This window comes from Humibacter ginsengiterrae (assembly GCF_054780115.1).
Window position 1 is genome coordinate 14,482 of the sequence record NZ_BAAGWY010000004.1, and the last position, 13,248, is coordinate 27,729.

A 13,248-nucleotide genomic window follows, 5' to 3' on the forward strand; every position below is an offset into this window, starting at 1 on the left:
CCGAAAGACCCAGCCCATGCACACACCGGAAGACACGCAGAGCCGACCGCAATATGAAGGCATGAGTGTGGGAGCGCAAAGAACAACTATACGTCAATGCGACGCGCCGTGTCCAGTTTTTTCTTGACCGATTTCGGATTCAGGGGTATAAGCGCCCCGGGGCAGCCGTTTATTCCGCTGTAGGGGCGCTTCCGGGGCGCATCTACCCGCCGCTCATGGGCGAACCAGGGCGATCGCCTGGGCTCGGTCTCGCAGGTCGAGCTTGGCGAAGATCGAGTTGATGTGGGTCTTCACCGTGGCGATGCTCACGTAGAGCCGGCCGGCGATCTCCGGGTTGCTCATGCCCTGGCCGACCAGCTCCAGCACCTCGGCCTCGCGTGCCGTGAGCTGCGGATGCCGCCTGCGCAGCTCGTCCGCCGGCAACGCGCCCGTACGAGGCGGCTGAAGGGCGCCCGGGCGAGCAGCCGATGGATGCGTCGGGCCCTCGAGCGGCGCTCCCGGCGACGCGGGCTCCGGTACCGACCCGGTCAGGCCGCCGATCAGCCGCGCACCGACCTCTCCGGACAGCGTCGTCTGCCCGCGGGCGACGGAGCGCACGGCGGCCGCGACCTCGGCGCGCGAGGCATCCTTCGTGAGGTACCCGCGGGCACCGGCCCGCAGCGCACCCATGACGGATGCATCGTCCGCGAACGTCGTCAGAACGAGCACCGCGGTGCCCGGATGCTCGGCGGTGATGCGGGCGGTGGCGGCGGATCCATCGAGCACGGGCATCCGCAGGTCCATGAGCGCGACGTCCGGATGCCGCTCCCCCACCAGCGCGACGGCTTGGGCGCCATCGGCCGCCTCGCCGACCACCTCGATGTCGGGGAGCAGGTCGAGCACGGTCACCAGGCCGTCCCGCACGATGGCCTGGTCGTCGGCCACGATCACGCGGATGCGCGGCTCGCCGCCATCGCGGCCGTTCCGTCCGTTTCCGATGCCGTCATCGCCACGCGATGTGCTCATGCGGCTCCTCCCGCCACGAGTGCGGCCTCAGCGCGCACCTCGAACCTTCCGTCGTGCACGCCGGTCTCGACCGTGCCGCCTGGCAGCTCGGCGAACCGCTCCCGCATGCCGAGCAGCCCGTTGCCGGATCCGGTGGTCGCAAGCTCCACGCCCGGACGGGTTGCGTCCGCCGATACGGCGACGGCGTTCGCGACCTCGAGCGCCACCCGGTCCGGATGCCACGTGATGCGCAGTTGCACCGGCTCACCGGGCGCGTGCTTGCGCGCGTTGCTCAGCGACTCCTGCAGAGCACGCCGCAGCGCGGTCGCGATGCGCTCCGGCACGTCGACCGGAGTGCCGAGCTGCTCGAAGTCGATGCGGCCTCCGAGCCGCTCGTGGGCGTCGACGAGGTCGATCAGCTGGGCGGCGAGATCGGCGGAGGAGACGGAGTCACGCGCATCCGTCGGCGTGCGCAGCGCCTCCACGGCACGCCGCGCCTCGGCCAGGCCGGAGGCCGCCATCGAACGGGCGTCGTGCAGGCGGGTGAGTGCGGCATCCGTCTTTCCCGCCTCGAGCTGGGCCTCGACCGCGTCGAGCTGGATCACCAGGCCGCCCAGGCTGTGCGCCAGCACGTCGTGCATGTCCCGTGCGAGCGACTGGCGTGCGGCGAGCGCCGACGCTTTGGCCTGCTCCTCGCGCATGGCGGCGGTGCGCTCGGCGAGCTCGGCGGCGGCCACCTGCCTGGCCCGCGCTTGCCGGCGGTTGATGCCGGCGAGCAGAGCGACCAGCACGGCGAACTCCAGCGACAGGATGCCCTCGACCGTGACCCCTTTGCCGCCGCTGACAGCGACGGCGACGGGAACCACGACAACGCATCCGGCGGCGATTAGTGCGTAGGTGTAGCTGGTCCAGGGAGGATGCTCCAGGCCGCCCGACTGCATCACGCCCGAGATGACGGGAACGATGAGCAGGCCGTTCGTCGGCCACGCGGCGAGCGCGCCCGCGACGACCATCACCAGGAAGAGCACACGCGCGACCACGAACCAGTGGAACGGCACCACGAGCACGCAGATCCAGGCCAGCACCGAGATCAGAGCGAGCGGCACCGTCAACTCCGGCAGAGGGATCTTGCCGCCGAAGAACTCGGGCACGAGATAGGCGACGACCACCACGATGCCCAGGGCGTTGAGGGCGATGCCGAACGGTGTGCGGCGGAGCGGGACACCGGGTGCCGTCTCGAACACGTTCGCTCCTTCCCGCGCGTGGCCATCCGTGGCCCATCCTGCCGCACGCTTCGGCACGGGCGCCCGCGCCCTGCAGCTGCCTACACAGGCAAACCTCGGCGTAACAGGCAGATTCTGCCTGTTACGCCGAGGTAAGCGCCTTCCTGCCTGTTTTCGAGTGGATGCCGCTTGCGCGCACCTCGGCAACGCAACACGCTCCGCGTCGCGGCGGCGTGTACGCCGCGACAAACGCAACCATCCACCAAGCCAACCGCGGCGCGCCGCCGCTCGCGCGGCGCGCCAGACAGCTCAGACCCGCACGGGCTCCGCGGGGACGCGTGCTGCGCGGTACAGGATGACGCCGACCCGGGCGAGGCGGTTCGCGGCGACCATGAGCAGGATCACACCGGTTGAAGCGGCAAGATGCGAACCGGCCATGCTTGCCAGGGCGTCGATGCCGATGCGCACGGCGATGAGCGCGATCCAGAGCGCGATGCCGAGCCATCCGGTGCGGGTCTCCAGGGTCACGGGCGCGAAGCTCGGTCGACGGTCGTTCGCGTGCACCTCACGGTAGAGACGGATGCCATCGGCCGTCATCGGACGGAACCTCGCGATCGCCCCCATCGCTGCTCCCAGCGCGAGCGAGATGACGAGCTCGCCGAACAGCACGGCGATGTCGGTGCCGGTCAGGGCATTCATCTTCGTCATGCTGCCGAGCGTGACGACTCCCACGATCCCGAGGATCGCCGGCATGCGCCACATGCGTCCCGGATCCACGGCCCGCCAGGTCATCTGGCGGTAGCCGACGAAGGCGACGAGGGCGACGATGAGGATCGCGTTGGTGACGAGCTGCAGGGAAATGGTCATGCATCCACTCTCATTTCGTGCGCGTGCTCTGCCCACAAACCACGGGTGGAGATGCGGGTGGAGATCGGGTGGAGGGCCGGTCCCTATCCTGAAGGGGTGCAGGAGCATCATTCGGTCGTCTTGAAGAACAGCGGCTTGCGCGCCGTGATCGAGCCCGACAGGTGGGTTCCCGGCTCCTATCAGCTGGTGGTGGATGGCACGCCGCAGTCGCACGTGGATCTCGACGACCCGACCCGGTTGTTCTTCGAGTACGTGCAGCGCATGGGAAACGTGATCGACCTGCTGCACGAGCCGGGCGAGCCGATCACCGCCGTGCACCTCGGCGCCGGCGCGATGACGCTGCCCAGGTACATCGCGGCGACCCGGCCCGGATCGCGCCAGCAGGTCATCGAGCTGGAGAGCGACCTCGTCGAGTTCGTGCGGTCCGAGCTGCCGCTGCCGAGGTCCGCACAGATCAGGGTGCGGCACGGGGATGCCCGCGAGGTCGTCCGAAAGCTGCCCGCCGGGCTGCGCGGAACGGTCGACTTGCTCATCGTGGACATCTTCAGCGGAGCGCGCAATCCCGCCCACGTGACCAGCGTGGAGTTCTACCGGGAGGCGGTGTCGCTGCTCGCGCCGGACGGCGTGGTGCTCGTCAACGTCGCCGACGGACCGCCGCTCTCGTTCGCGCGCGGGCAGGCATCCACCGTCGCCTCCGTCGTCGAGCACGTCGCCGCGCTGGCCGAGACGCAGGTGCTGAAAGGCAAAAGGTTCGGCAACATCGTGCTCGTCGGTTCGAACGCCGCCCTGCCGCTGGACTGGCTGCCCCGCCTGCTGGCGAGCGGACCGCATCCGGCGAAGGCGGTCGCGGGCGAGGAGCTGCGGCAGTTCGTCGCGGGGGCGCAAGTTGTGACGGATGCGACGGCCGTCGCGTCCCCGCTGCCCGGGCGGAGCGTGTTCCAGCTGAAGGGGTGAGGCGACTAGCCGGTTGCGCTCAGTAAGGGCGACTGTGGCGAAAGCGCACGCGCTGGCCTGGCCGGAGTTGCGCGAAGAGGTCGAGGTCGGCATCCGCGACGACGGCGATCACCGGGTATCCGCCGGTGACGGGGCCGTCGGCAAGCAGCACGGTCGGCTCGCCCGACGGCGGCACCTGGATCGCTCCGGGCACCATCGGCTCGCTCGGCAGTTCCGAGGGATGGGCCGGGTCGTCGGATCGCTGCAACATCACGCCGTCCGCGTGCAGGCGCGCGCCGACACGGTTGGAGTCCTGCGTGACCTGCCAGCCGGTCTCGTAGAACGCGACGACGGATTCCCGTGTGAACCAGTCCTGCCGGGGTCCCGCCACGACGTGCACATCCACCTCGTCGTCCGGCGGCGACCACACGGTGAGCGCATCCACTGCGGGGATGCCGCCCGCGACGTCGTCCGCCAGTGCGATCGGGTCACCGTCGGTGAGGGGAGCCGGTCCGAGCCGCGCGCCGATGTCGCTCGAGGCCGAGCCCAGCTCGTGCGGCACCGCGATGCCGCCGCGCAGGGCGACCACATACCTCAGGCCGTGTTCGGCGGTGCCGAGCTCGAGCACCTCGCCGGGTTCAGCACGCCAGGCGGCATCCGGCTCGATCGGATGCCCGCCCAGCGTCAGCGCACCCCTCGCCCCGGTCACGGCGAACCACGTCGGCCGCTCGAATCGCAACCCCGCGCCGACGACCGCCTCCAGCCCCGCGGCTGACTCGGCGTTGCCGATCAGGCGGTTGCCCAGCCGGAGTGCTCCGCGATCGAGTGCGCCAGAGCGGCCGGCGCCGATCGACGCGGAAGCCGGGCGGCCGAGGTCTTCGATGAGGAGCTGCGGGCCGGACTGCAGCACCGTCACGGCGGGGTCGGGGGTTGCTGGACTCGTTGCGGTTGCCCGGAGATCACCATCGAACGATCCGCCGGAAAACGCACGATCCGCCGCTTCCGAAAGCGATTCCCCAGGCGGCCGATCGTGCGTTTTCCGGCCGGCCGTCCGAGCGGTGGCGGGTGTGCCGTCCGTCGCGTCCGAGGGAGCGGCGTCCGAGGAGGCGGTCTCCAGTGACTCCGCCTCCGACGGGACCGGGCGGCCGGACACCTCGACCGCGCGGAACCTCACCGTCGTTCCCGGAATAAGGAGCGCGGGACGGTTGCTGTCCGGGCGCCAGAGCGGCGCATCCGTTCGTCCGATCAGTTGCCAGCCGCCGGGGCCCTCCCGGGGATAGGCTCCGCTGAATCCTCCGGCGAGGCCGACCGCTCCGGAGGGAACGCGTGTGCGCGGGCTGGAACGACGCGGCACATCGAACCACTCGTCGTCGGTCACGAGGTAGCCGAACCCCGGCGCGAAACCGGAGAAGGCGACGCGCCACGTGGCATCCGTGTGCCGGCGCACGAGCTTGTCGGTCGTGATGCCGACGAGCGCTGCGACCTCGTCGAGGTCCTCGCCGTCATACACGACATCGACGACGACGGACTCGGCGTCGTCCCGCGACGCGCTCGCGGCACCGGCTTCTGCGGGCATCCGCTCGAGCATCCGGTCGAGCCAGGTGCGGGCGGCGTCGGCCGAGAGGCGTTTCGGGTCGAAGAGCACGGCCAGAGTTCGCGCGGCGGGCACGATGTCGTCGACGCCGGAGCGGCGCGCCTGCGACAGGAGGTCGCGTAGCGCGAGCACGGCGTGAAGATCGGGCAGGTCGACGAGCAGCGCGCGGTCCCCCAGCCGGTGGATGGTGTACGGAGGCAGCGGTGCCTGTCCGTTCACGCGAACGCCTCGATCCGGACGCCCGCCTCGGCCAGCGCCTCCCGCACGGCGATCGCCATGGCGACGGCATCCGGGCTGTCACCGTGCACGCACAGCGACGCCGCGTCGAGCTCGATCGTCTCTCCGTCGATCGTCTGCACGACGCCGTCGGAGGCCATGCGGACGGCGCGCTCCGCGATCCCGTCGTCGACTGAGAGCACCGATCCCTCCCGGCTGCGCGGCACGAGCGTGCCGTCGCCGAGATACGCCCGGTCGATGAACGCCTCGCGCACGAACGGCACTCCGCGGGCCTCGCACGCCCGCTCGATCGCGCTGTGCGGAAGCCCGAGCACCGGCAGCTCCGCGGGGAAGGATGCCACGGCATCCGCCACCGCTGTCGCCTGCTGCTCATCGGTCGCGATGCGGTTGTACAGCGCGCCGTGCGGCTTGACGTAGCGCACCTGCGCTCCGGCGGATTCCGCCATGCCGGCGAGCGCGCTCAGCTGGTACAGCACGTCGGCGTGCAGGTCGGAGGGCGCCACGTCGACGAAGCGGCGGCCGAAGCCCGCCAGGTCCCGGTACGACACGTGGGCACCGATCGCGACGCCGCGATCCCGGGCTGCCCGGCAGGTCGCGAGCATGGTCGCGGGGTCGCCGCCGTGGAACCCGCAGGCGATGTTGGCACTGGAGACGACGTCGAGCATCGCCTCGTCGTCGCCCATCGTCCAGGCGCCGAACGATTCGCCGAGGTCGCAGTTGATGTCGATCGCGCGCATCCCTTTCATTCTGCCCGCCGTCTCACGGTTCGCCAGGGTCGCGCATGACATCCACGCTTTCCCTCCCCACCCTGCGGGCAAGCAGGCGCGTGCACAGCACCTCCGCGCGCGACGGCCTCGGTCGCACGTCGTCGTTAGCCTCGTAGGGTGGCAGAACTGGTAAAGGTACGCAGGTGGGCCGAGGCGCTGATCGCGATGCACCTCGACACGGATGCCTGGACCTTCGGCTTCGACAACGCGAAGACCCGCGGCGGTCAGTGCAACCACTCCACGAAGCGCATCACCGTCTCGCGCTACCTCGCCGCCCGGTTCGACGACGACGAGATCCACCAGGTTCTGCTGCACGAGGTGGCGCACGCTCTTGCCGGACCGGCGGCCGGGCACGGGCAGCGCTGGCGGGCCATCGCGCGCGACCTCGGCTACGTCGGCGAGCGCACGCTCGACAAGCCGGTCGCACAAGACCTCGCGCCCTGGGTGGGCCGCTGCCCGCGCGGCCACGTGCACTACCGGTACCGCAGGCCGACCCGCACGATGTCGTGCGCGAAGTGCTCGCGCCGGTTCTCGCACGAGTTCCTCATCCAATGGGAGCGAAGGTGGGTATAACAATTCATACTGAAGGGATGAAGACCGCGATCTCGCTTCCGGAAGACGACTTCCACCGATTCGAACGGGTGGCCGCGCGTCACGGACTGAACCGATCCGAGTTCTTCCGGATCGCAGGGCAGCACTATGCCGATGCCCTCGAGGGCGAGTCCGAGTTGACGGCGTTGGCAAATGCAGCGATCGAGCAGGCAGGACAGCCCTCCGAAGCCGGGTTGTTCGTTCGAGAGTCCGAGCGCCTGCTGCGCGAGGAGACGGACTGGTGATTCGCAGAGGCGACGTCGTGTGGGTGGACTTCGGCGAGCCACGCGGCTCGGAGCCCGCAAAAGTCCGTCCGGCCGTGATCGTCCAGGAGGACTGGCTGCTCGCCTCTGCCATTCAGACCGCACTGGTCGTGCCTCTTACCTCCAACGCCCGGCTCGCGAAGTTCCCCGGCAATGTTCTCATTCCCGAGGAGGCATCAGGACTCGACAAACCCTCCGTGGCTCTCGTCTCACAACTCGGCCCCGTCGACCGAACGTTTCTCGACCCGTACCCGGCGGGCCACATCCCGGGGTTCCTCCTTTCGGAGATCGCCGCAGGCATCCGGCTCGTCGCGGGCATTTGACGCAGAGCGAAGGGGAACGCCGTACGGTGCGATGCGGTTCCGGCGTCGTGGCCACGGAGGCTGGCGCGAACACGGCAAGATGGTTCAGCCCCCGCAAGCGGATCGGATGACCCCTCAAAGATGACAGGAACGACAACGGAGAGCCCGGTGGCTCGGCCTCTGAATGGAGCGCGGGTCGGCGAGACCGGCCAGTGGTTCGACTCCGCTGACGGGGTGCACTGGTGGTTCGATTCCGGATGCCTGTGCCTCGACTTCGCCTACACCGGCGGCATGGCTGCCCCTGGGGACGGCGATCGCGTGCCGAACGAGCCGTGGGAGCGGCTGCGCACGCCCGACGACCTCGCTGCCTGGCTGCACGACCGGTTTCCCGCCATCGACGCGACCTGCGCAGACCACGAGCTCCGCGATGCGCTCACCCTGCGGGAGGCGATCTCGAACCTCGCCTACGCGGCGCTGCACGGGCATCCGTTCACAGGTCGCGACGTGGATGTCGTCAACCTCTACGCCTCCACGCCCGACCTGCCGCCGGCCCTCGCCGGAGGCAGCAGACAGGCGGGCCGCTCCCGGCCGAGGGCGACGCAGGCCTTGTCGGCGATCGCCCGCGACGCGGTCGCGGTCTTCGGCGGGGAGGAGGCGCGGGAGCGAATCCGCTCGTGCGGTGCAGAGGACTGCCCGCTCGTCTACCTCGACGTCTCGCGCAGCCGCAACCGTCGCTGGTGCTCGATGCAGCGCTGCGGGAACCGGGCGAAGGTGCGTGCGCACCGGGCGCGGCACGCCGCTGCCGCCGGGCTCTGAGCCGCAACCTACCCCGATACTGACCCGACCCGAACTGCCCGGGCCGACCCGAGGCGACCCTAACTGTGGACGCTGGTTGTCGTTCGGGGCCGGCGAGGCGACCAGAGGCGTCCACAAGTTGCGGCCTCGTCCTCGCCTGCGTCGGAGGTACGTGCCAGAGTCGCGGTATGACCAGCGTCGGCGCGATCTTCAGTCCGTATCCATACCCGCCGGAGGCGCTGCCGGATGCCGCGCGCGCAGCCGAGCGCTCCGGTGTCGCCGAGTTGTGGCTGTGGGAGGACTGTTTTCGCGAGTCGGCCTTCGCGTCCGTCTCCGCCGCACTCGCGGTCACGTCCCGACTGAAAGTAGGCATCGGCATCGCACCGATGCCCCTCCGCAACGTCGCCGTCACGGCGATGGAGATCACCACGATCGCCAGGATGTTCCCCGGCCGTTTTCTGCCCGGCGTAGGACACGGCGTCCAATCCTGGATGGCGCAGGTCGGCGCCCGCGTCGCGTCGCCCTTGACGCTGATGCGTGAGCAGGTCTCGGCACTTCGGGCGCTCCTGGCAGGCGAGACCGTGACGACCGAGGGGCGCTACGTGGCGCTCGATGCGGTGCGCCTCGACTGGCCGCCCGCCGAGGTGCCACCCGTCCTCGCCGCGGCGGAAGGCCCCAAGACGCTGCGGCTCGCCGGCGAGGTGGCCGACGGCGTCGTGCTCGACAGCCGCCACACCATCGACGAGGTCGCGCATGCCGTCGCCGAGTTGCGCGCAGGGCGAGCGGATGCCGGCCGCGCCGGCGATCCGGACATCGTCGCGTATGCTGCGGCCGCGTTCGGGCCGAACGCACTCGACAGCCTCGTCGCGGACTGGGATGGCGACGTTCCGGAGGACGTCGCCCAGCGAGTGCTCACCGGCACGGTCGACGAGGTGGCTGCGGGGGTCCGCCGTTTCGCGGCGGCCGGTGTGCAGCACGTCGTGCTGCTGCCGCCGCGCTCCGAGCCCAACCTCGCGGCATACTTCGGGCGAGTCGGCGAGGTGGCGCGCCTCGTCGGCTGATGGCGTGACCCGCCGGCCGCGGCGCGCGCTCGACGGCTAGCGTTGGGGGCCGCCCGCCCCCTTCGCACGGAATCGGCCTACGGCCTCCACGATTACGTCCACGAGCGAGGCGAACTGCGCATCCCGATCGCCGAAGAGCGACTCCCCCGCTTCTGCCACGAGTGGATGCTCCGCTGCACCCACGCGCTCGGCTCGCGCCTTCGGGTCGTACTGCTGGCGGCCATCCGCTTGCAACACGGCCTGCTCCTCGATGCAGAAGCCGACGACGAAGCTGCTGGTGAGCGTGAACGCACGCACGGTGTCGGCAACGGTGAAGCCCTGTGCTGCCCAGCTGCGCATGCCCTCCTCCTGCGAGGCGAGCACGTCGGCGTCCGTAAGGTAGGTGCCGCTGAACGCCTTGGCGCCGTCCCTGTGGCGCAGCAGCGCCGCACGCAGCACCTCGGCGAAACGCCGCAGGCCGACGTCCCATGCCGCATCAGCCGGCGCTCCCGCAAGCTCATCGACGATCTCGCGCCACACCTGCGTGGCCATCTCGTCGAGCAGCTCCGCCTTGTCGCGCACGTGCCAGTAGAGCGCAGGGGCCTTGACGCCGAGTTCGGCGGCGAGCGCGCGCACGGTCATGCCCTCCATGCCCACCTTGTCGAGCAGGCGGAGCGCTGCGTTCACGATGGCCGCCCTCGTCAGACCCTTCGCCATCCTGCGACCTCCTGCCGGGCGCTCTCATTGCGCGCTTGACAGTTTAACGTTGTTAAGGAACGCTAACCCTTAACAAAGTTAAGGAGAGCCTGATGAAGGCAGCAGTGATCGAATCCGCCGGCGCGGCTCCGCGGTATGCGGACTTCGACGAGCCGAAAGCCGACGAGGGGCACGAGATCGTCTCGCTGGTGGCGGCCGGCATCCACCCGGTTGTGCGATCGCTCGCCGCTGGCCGGCACTACGGATCGCACGGGATCTGGCCATCGATTCCCGGCGTCGACGCCGTTGCCCGTATGACCGACGACACCCTCGCCTACACCGGCTTTGTCACGCCGCCGTTCGGCACCATTGCGGAACGGATGTCCGTTCCCGTCCGGATGCGCATGGCTCTGCCGCATGGCGCCGACCCGGTGCAGGTGGCCGGTGGAATGAACCCCGGGCTCTCCTCGTGGATGCCCCTCACCGCGCGCAAGAGCGAACTGGACTCGGCCGGACGTGGCAGGGGGCTGGGCACCGTCCTGGTGCTGGGAGTGACGGGCACAGCCGGCGTCCTTTCAGTGAAGAACGCGCTCGCGTTGGGCGCGACCCGGGTGATCGGGGCCGGCCGCGACGAGAATCGGCTGCGCACCGTGACCGGGCTCGGAGCCGAGACGGTGCGACTCACCGGGGAAAGCGAGACGGATGCAACGAACATCCGGTCCGCGCTCAGCGGCGTGAGTCCGTCGATCGTGCTCGACTTCGTGTGGGGCGCACCGGCAGAGGCGACGTTCGACGCGCTCGCACGCCGAGGTCTCGACGAAGACGAGGGCGACGTCGTGTATGTGCAGATCGGCTCGCTGGCCGGTGCAGAGGCATCCGTGCCCTCCGCGCTGCTGCGCAGCACGCGCATCCGAATCAGCGGTTCGGGCGCCGGCAGCAGTTCGATGGCGGTGCTCATGCGCGAAGTCCCGGTCTACCTCGGGCTCATCGCCGCCGGCACCGTCGACGTGCCGACCTCGGTGTTCCCGCTCAGCAGGATCGCGGATGCCTGGACCGCCGCGGGCGCGTCGGGCACGCGCGCCGTGATCGTCCCGGACTGAGCCGGGAGAGGATCACTCGACGACCTGAACCTCTTTCCAGAACGCCACGTAGTCGCTGAAGTCCTTGCCCACCCGATCGAACGCCGTGGGGTACGGGTGCGGGTAGCTCCACGCGCGGTCCTGCAGGTGCTGGCCGCCGGCGTTGACCGTGAAGTACTGGCACTCGCCCTTCCAGGGACAGGTGTAGGGAGTGGGACTCGTCTCCAGCAACTCGGACTTGACGCTCGACGGCGGGAAGTACCAGTTGCCCTCGATCTTGATCAGTTCTTCGACCGGAGCCTCGGCGATGACGGTGTCGTTCACGACGGCTTTCACGGTGATCATCCTTCCTCGCGAGCACGCTTCTGGCGTTCGCGACGCTGTCGTGGGCAACACGATGAGAGCGGATGCCATTCCCGCCCGACGCGCGCCGGTCGCCCTCGGGCGACACCGCGGTCTACCCTGCTCTTGCGATGCTCCGCTGCGCAGATAGGCTGTGCTCGCCACGGCGCACGCCGCCCTTCGTACTACGGAGCACCTGATGACCGGACCAGTCCCGCCCGACGATGCGACGGAAGGCGCCGAGACCTCGCCGCAAACCGAGCCGGCGGCATCCCCGACCAGACCCGCTAACGCTGAGCCGATGGCATCCCAGGCCGATCCGGCATCCTGGCCCGCACCAACCGAGCCACCACAGTACGGACCACCGCCGGAGTACGGGGCGGGCCAGCAGCCGACGCAGCAGTACCCGACGCAGCAGTACCCGACCCAGCAGTACCCGAGCGAGCAGGCGACCGCTGAAGCGGCGGCCAAGCCCAAGCGATCCCGCGTGCTCACCTGGTTGATCGCGGGCGGCGCCGCGATCGTCGTGCTGATCATCGCGGGGGTGGTGTGGGCATCCGTCGAGACCGCCTCTCACACACCGCAGGCGGCGGTGAAGCCGTACCTCGACGCGCTCGTGAAGGGCGACGTGAAGGCGGCCGTGAAGGCCGGGAACATCGACACCCGCAGCCCCCTAGTGACGCAGAAGGTCTACTCCAAGACCAGCCAGCATGTGACGGGTTACTCGATCGAACCCGCGCGCACGGCGGGCAGTGAAGCGATAGTGACTGTCAAGTACCGGCAGGGCACGAGCCGCTACAGCGAGGTGCTCCGGCTGAAGAACAGCGGCACCGACATGCTTTTCTTCACGAAGTGGAAGCTCGAGCCGATCAAGCTCCCGACAGTGAAGATCGCGGTAGGGGCACCGGCCTCGGACGGCGTCACTGTGAACGGCACGACCGTCGGCTCGCACAGCGACATGGAGCTGGATGCTCTGCCCGGTCATTACGACGTCTCGCTGCCCAGCACCGCGAATTACACGGTCGCGGACAAGAGCACCACCATCACCGACCTGAACTCAACGGCAGCCTCGTCGGGCAAGGGCGTCGTCGTGCTCGAGGCGACGTTCACCAACGCCGGTCAGCACGCCGCGAACGACGCCGTCAACGGATGGGTCGCGGGGTGCATCGCCCAACCCACCCTGACGCCGACAGGGTGCAGCTTCTACCTGAACAACACGTATCCGGATCTGCACCTCTCGAACCTGAAGTGGACGCTCGCCTCGGCTCCCGTCTTCGACATCGGCCCGTGGGACGGGCACGGCTGGCCGGTCACGACCACGACGAACGGGTCGGCGACGTTCCTCGCCGACTACACCGCAGACGACGGCAGCTCCGGAATCGTCTTCTCCGAGGCGCCGGTTCCGGTGCAGGTGGATGGCGAGATCACCGGCTTCGACAAGGACGGCAAGGCGATCTTCGCCTCGATCGACTGGTCAGGAAAGGCTTCCCAGGGCTCCGCGTGACGACGGTCACAGAATCAGCTTCGCGCCGCCA

At 69.6% G+C, this 13,248-nt stretch carries 15 protein-coding genes; 8 read left to right on the top strand and 7 right to left on the bottom strand.

Annotated elements, in window-relative coordinates; all coding sequences use genetic code 11:
* Positions 1–213 precede the first annotated feature (213 nt).
* The 3 genes from ACYVII_RS06590 to ACYVII_RS06600 all read right to left on the bottom strand — a co-directional run bounded on the left by ACYVII_RS06590 (position 214) and on the right by ACYVII_RS06600 (position 3,074).
* Positions 214–1,005: a response regulator transcription factor gene (locus ACYVII_RS06590; RefSeq protein ID WP_460532882.1), complete on the bottom strand. Its 792-nt coding sequence runs from the start codon at positions 1,003–1,005 to the stop codon at positions 214–216.
* The gene (locus ACYVII_RS06595) at positions 1,002–2,228 is read right to left on the bottom strand and encodes a sensor histidine kinase (protein ID WP_460532884.1); all 1,227 of its coding nucleotides are present in this window, start codon (positions 2,226–2,228) and stop codon (positions 1,002–1,004) included. Before ACYVII_RS06595 ends, ACYVII_RS06590 begins: the two co-directional genes overlap by 4 nt.
* A 288-nt stretch (positions 2,229–2,516) precedes the next feature.
* A complete protein-coding gene (locus ACYVII_RS06600) occupies positions 2,517–3,074 on the bottom strand; it encodes a hypothetical protein (protein ID WP_460532886.1) in 558 nt (185 codons plus the stop codon).
* Between the two features lie 51 nt (positions 3,075–3,125).
* Here ACYVII_RS06600 and ACYVII_RS06605 point away from each other — a divergent pair, with 51 nt between their 5' ends.
* Positions 3,126–4,028 carry a spermidine synthase gene (locus ACYVII_RS06605; RefSeq protein ID WP_460533501.1) on the top strand — a complete coding sequence of 301 codons (903 nt, stop codon included), beginning with the start codon at positions 3,126–3,128 and terminating at the stop codon, positions 4,026–4,028.
* A gap of 19 nt (positions 4,029–4,047) precedes the next feature.
* Here the strand turns inward: ACYVII_RS06605 and ACYVII_RS06610 are convergent, their stop codons facing one another.
* Together ACYVII_RS06610 and ACYVII_RS06615 are read right to left on the bottom strand one after the other, a co-directional pair.
* Complete coding sequence (locus ACYVII_RS06610) at positions 4,048–5,820, bottom strand: 5-oxoprolinase subunit B/C family protein (protein WP_460532889.1); 1,773 nt, start codon at positions 5,818–5,820, stop codon at positions 4,048–4,050.
* Positions 5,817–6,575 carry a LamB/YcsF family protein gene (locus ACYVII_RS06615; protein WP_460532892.1) on the bottom strand — a complete coding sequence of 253 codons (759 nt, stop codon included), beginning with the start codon at positions 6,573–6,575 and terminating at the stop codon, positions 5,817–5,819. The genes ACYVII_RS06610 and ACYVII_RS06615 overlap by 4 nt, the downstream gene beginning before the upstream one ends.
* A gap of 147 nt (positions 6,576–6,722) precedes the next feature.
* Here ACYVII_RS06615 and ACYVII_RS06620 point away from each other — a divergent pair, with 147 nt between their 5' ends.
* The 5 genes from ACYVII_RS06620 to ACYVII_RS06640 all read left to right on the top strand — a co-directional run bounded on the left by ACYVII_RS06620 (position 6,723) and on the right by ACYVII_RS06640 (position 9,617).
* Positions 6,723–7,178: a SprT-like domain-containing protein gene (locus tag ACYVII_RS06620; RefSeq protein ID WP_460532895.1), complete on the top strand. Its 456-nt coding sequence runs from the start codon at positions 6,723–6,725 to the stop codon at positions 7,176–7,178.
* A 17-nt stretch (positions 7,179–7,195) separates the two neighbouring features.
* A complete protein-coding gene (locus ACYVII_RS06625) occupies positions 7,196–7,441 on the top strand; it encodes a ribbon-helix-helix protein, CopG family (protein ID WP_460532898.1) in 246 nt (81 codons plus the stop codon).
* Positions 7,438–7,782: a type II toxin-antitoxin system PemK/MazF family toxin gene (locus tag ACYVII_RS06630; RefSeq protein ID WP_460532901.1), complete on the top strand. Its 345-nt coding sequence runs from the start codon at positions 7,438–7,440 to the stop codon at positions 7,780–7,782. The genes ACYVII_RS06625 and ACYVII_RS06630 overlap by 4 nt, the downstream gene beginning before the upstream one ends.
* Before the next feature lie 147 nt (positions 7,783–7,929).
* Positions 7,930–8,577 (top strand): CGNR zinc finger domain-containing protein, encoded by a 648-nt coding sequence (locus ACYVII_RS06635; protein ID WP_460532904.1) that lies wholly within the window; start codon positions 7,930–7,932, stop codon positions 8,575–8,577.
* Between the two features lie 167 nt (positions 8,578–8,744).
* Positions 8,745–9,617, top strand: a complete 873-nt coding sequence (locus ACYVII_RS06640; RefSeq protein ID WP_460532907.1) for an LLM class oxidoreductase — start codon at positions 8,745–8,747, stop codon at positions 9,615–9,617.
* A 36-nt stretch (positions 9,618–9,653) separates the two neighbouring features.
* Here ACYVII_RS06640 and ACYVII_RS06645 read toward each other — a convergent pair whose 3' ends face one another.
* Complete coding sequence (locus tag ACYVII_RS06645) at positions 9,654–10,313, bottom strand: TetR family transcriptional regulator (RefSeq protein WP_460532910.1); 660 nt, start codon at positions 10,311–10,313, stop codon at positions 9,654–9,656.
* A gap of 92 nt (positions 10,314–10,405) precedes the next feature.
* On the opposite strand from ACYVII_RS06645, the gene ACYVII_RS06650 reads away from it, so the two are divergent.
* A complete protein-coding gene (locus tag ACYVII_RS06650) occupies positions 10,406–11,392 on the top strand; it encodes a quinone oxidoreductase family protein (RefSeq protein WP_460532913.1) in 987 nt (328 codons plus the stop codon).
* 12 nt (positions 11,393–11,404) lie between these two features.
* On the opposite strand, the gene ACYVII_RS06655 is transcribed toward ACYVII_RS06650, so the two are convergent.
* The gene (locus tag ACYVII_RS06655; RefSeq protein WP_460533504.1) at positions 11,405–11,707 is read right to left on the bottom strand and encodes a DUF427 domain-containing protein; all 303 of its coding nucleotides are present in this window, start codon (positions 11,705–11,707) and stop codon (positions 11,405–11,407) included.
* Positions 11,708–11,912: 205 nt separating this feature from the next.
* Here ACYVII_RS06655 and ACYVII_RS06660 point away from each other — a divergent pair, with 205 nt between their 5' ends.
* Positions 11,913–13,217: a zinc ribbon domain-containing protein gene (locus ACYVII_RS06660; RefSeq protein WP_460532916.1), complete on the top strand. Its 1,305-nt coding sequence runs from the start codon at positions 11,913–11,915 to the stop codon at positions 13,215–13,217.
* Positions 13,218–13,248 lie beyond the last annotated feature (31 nt).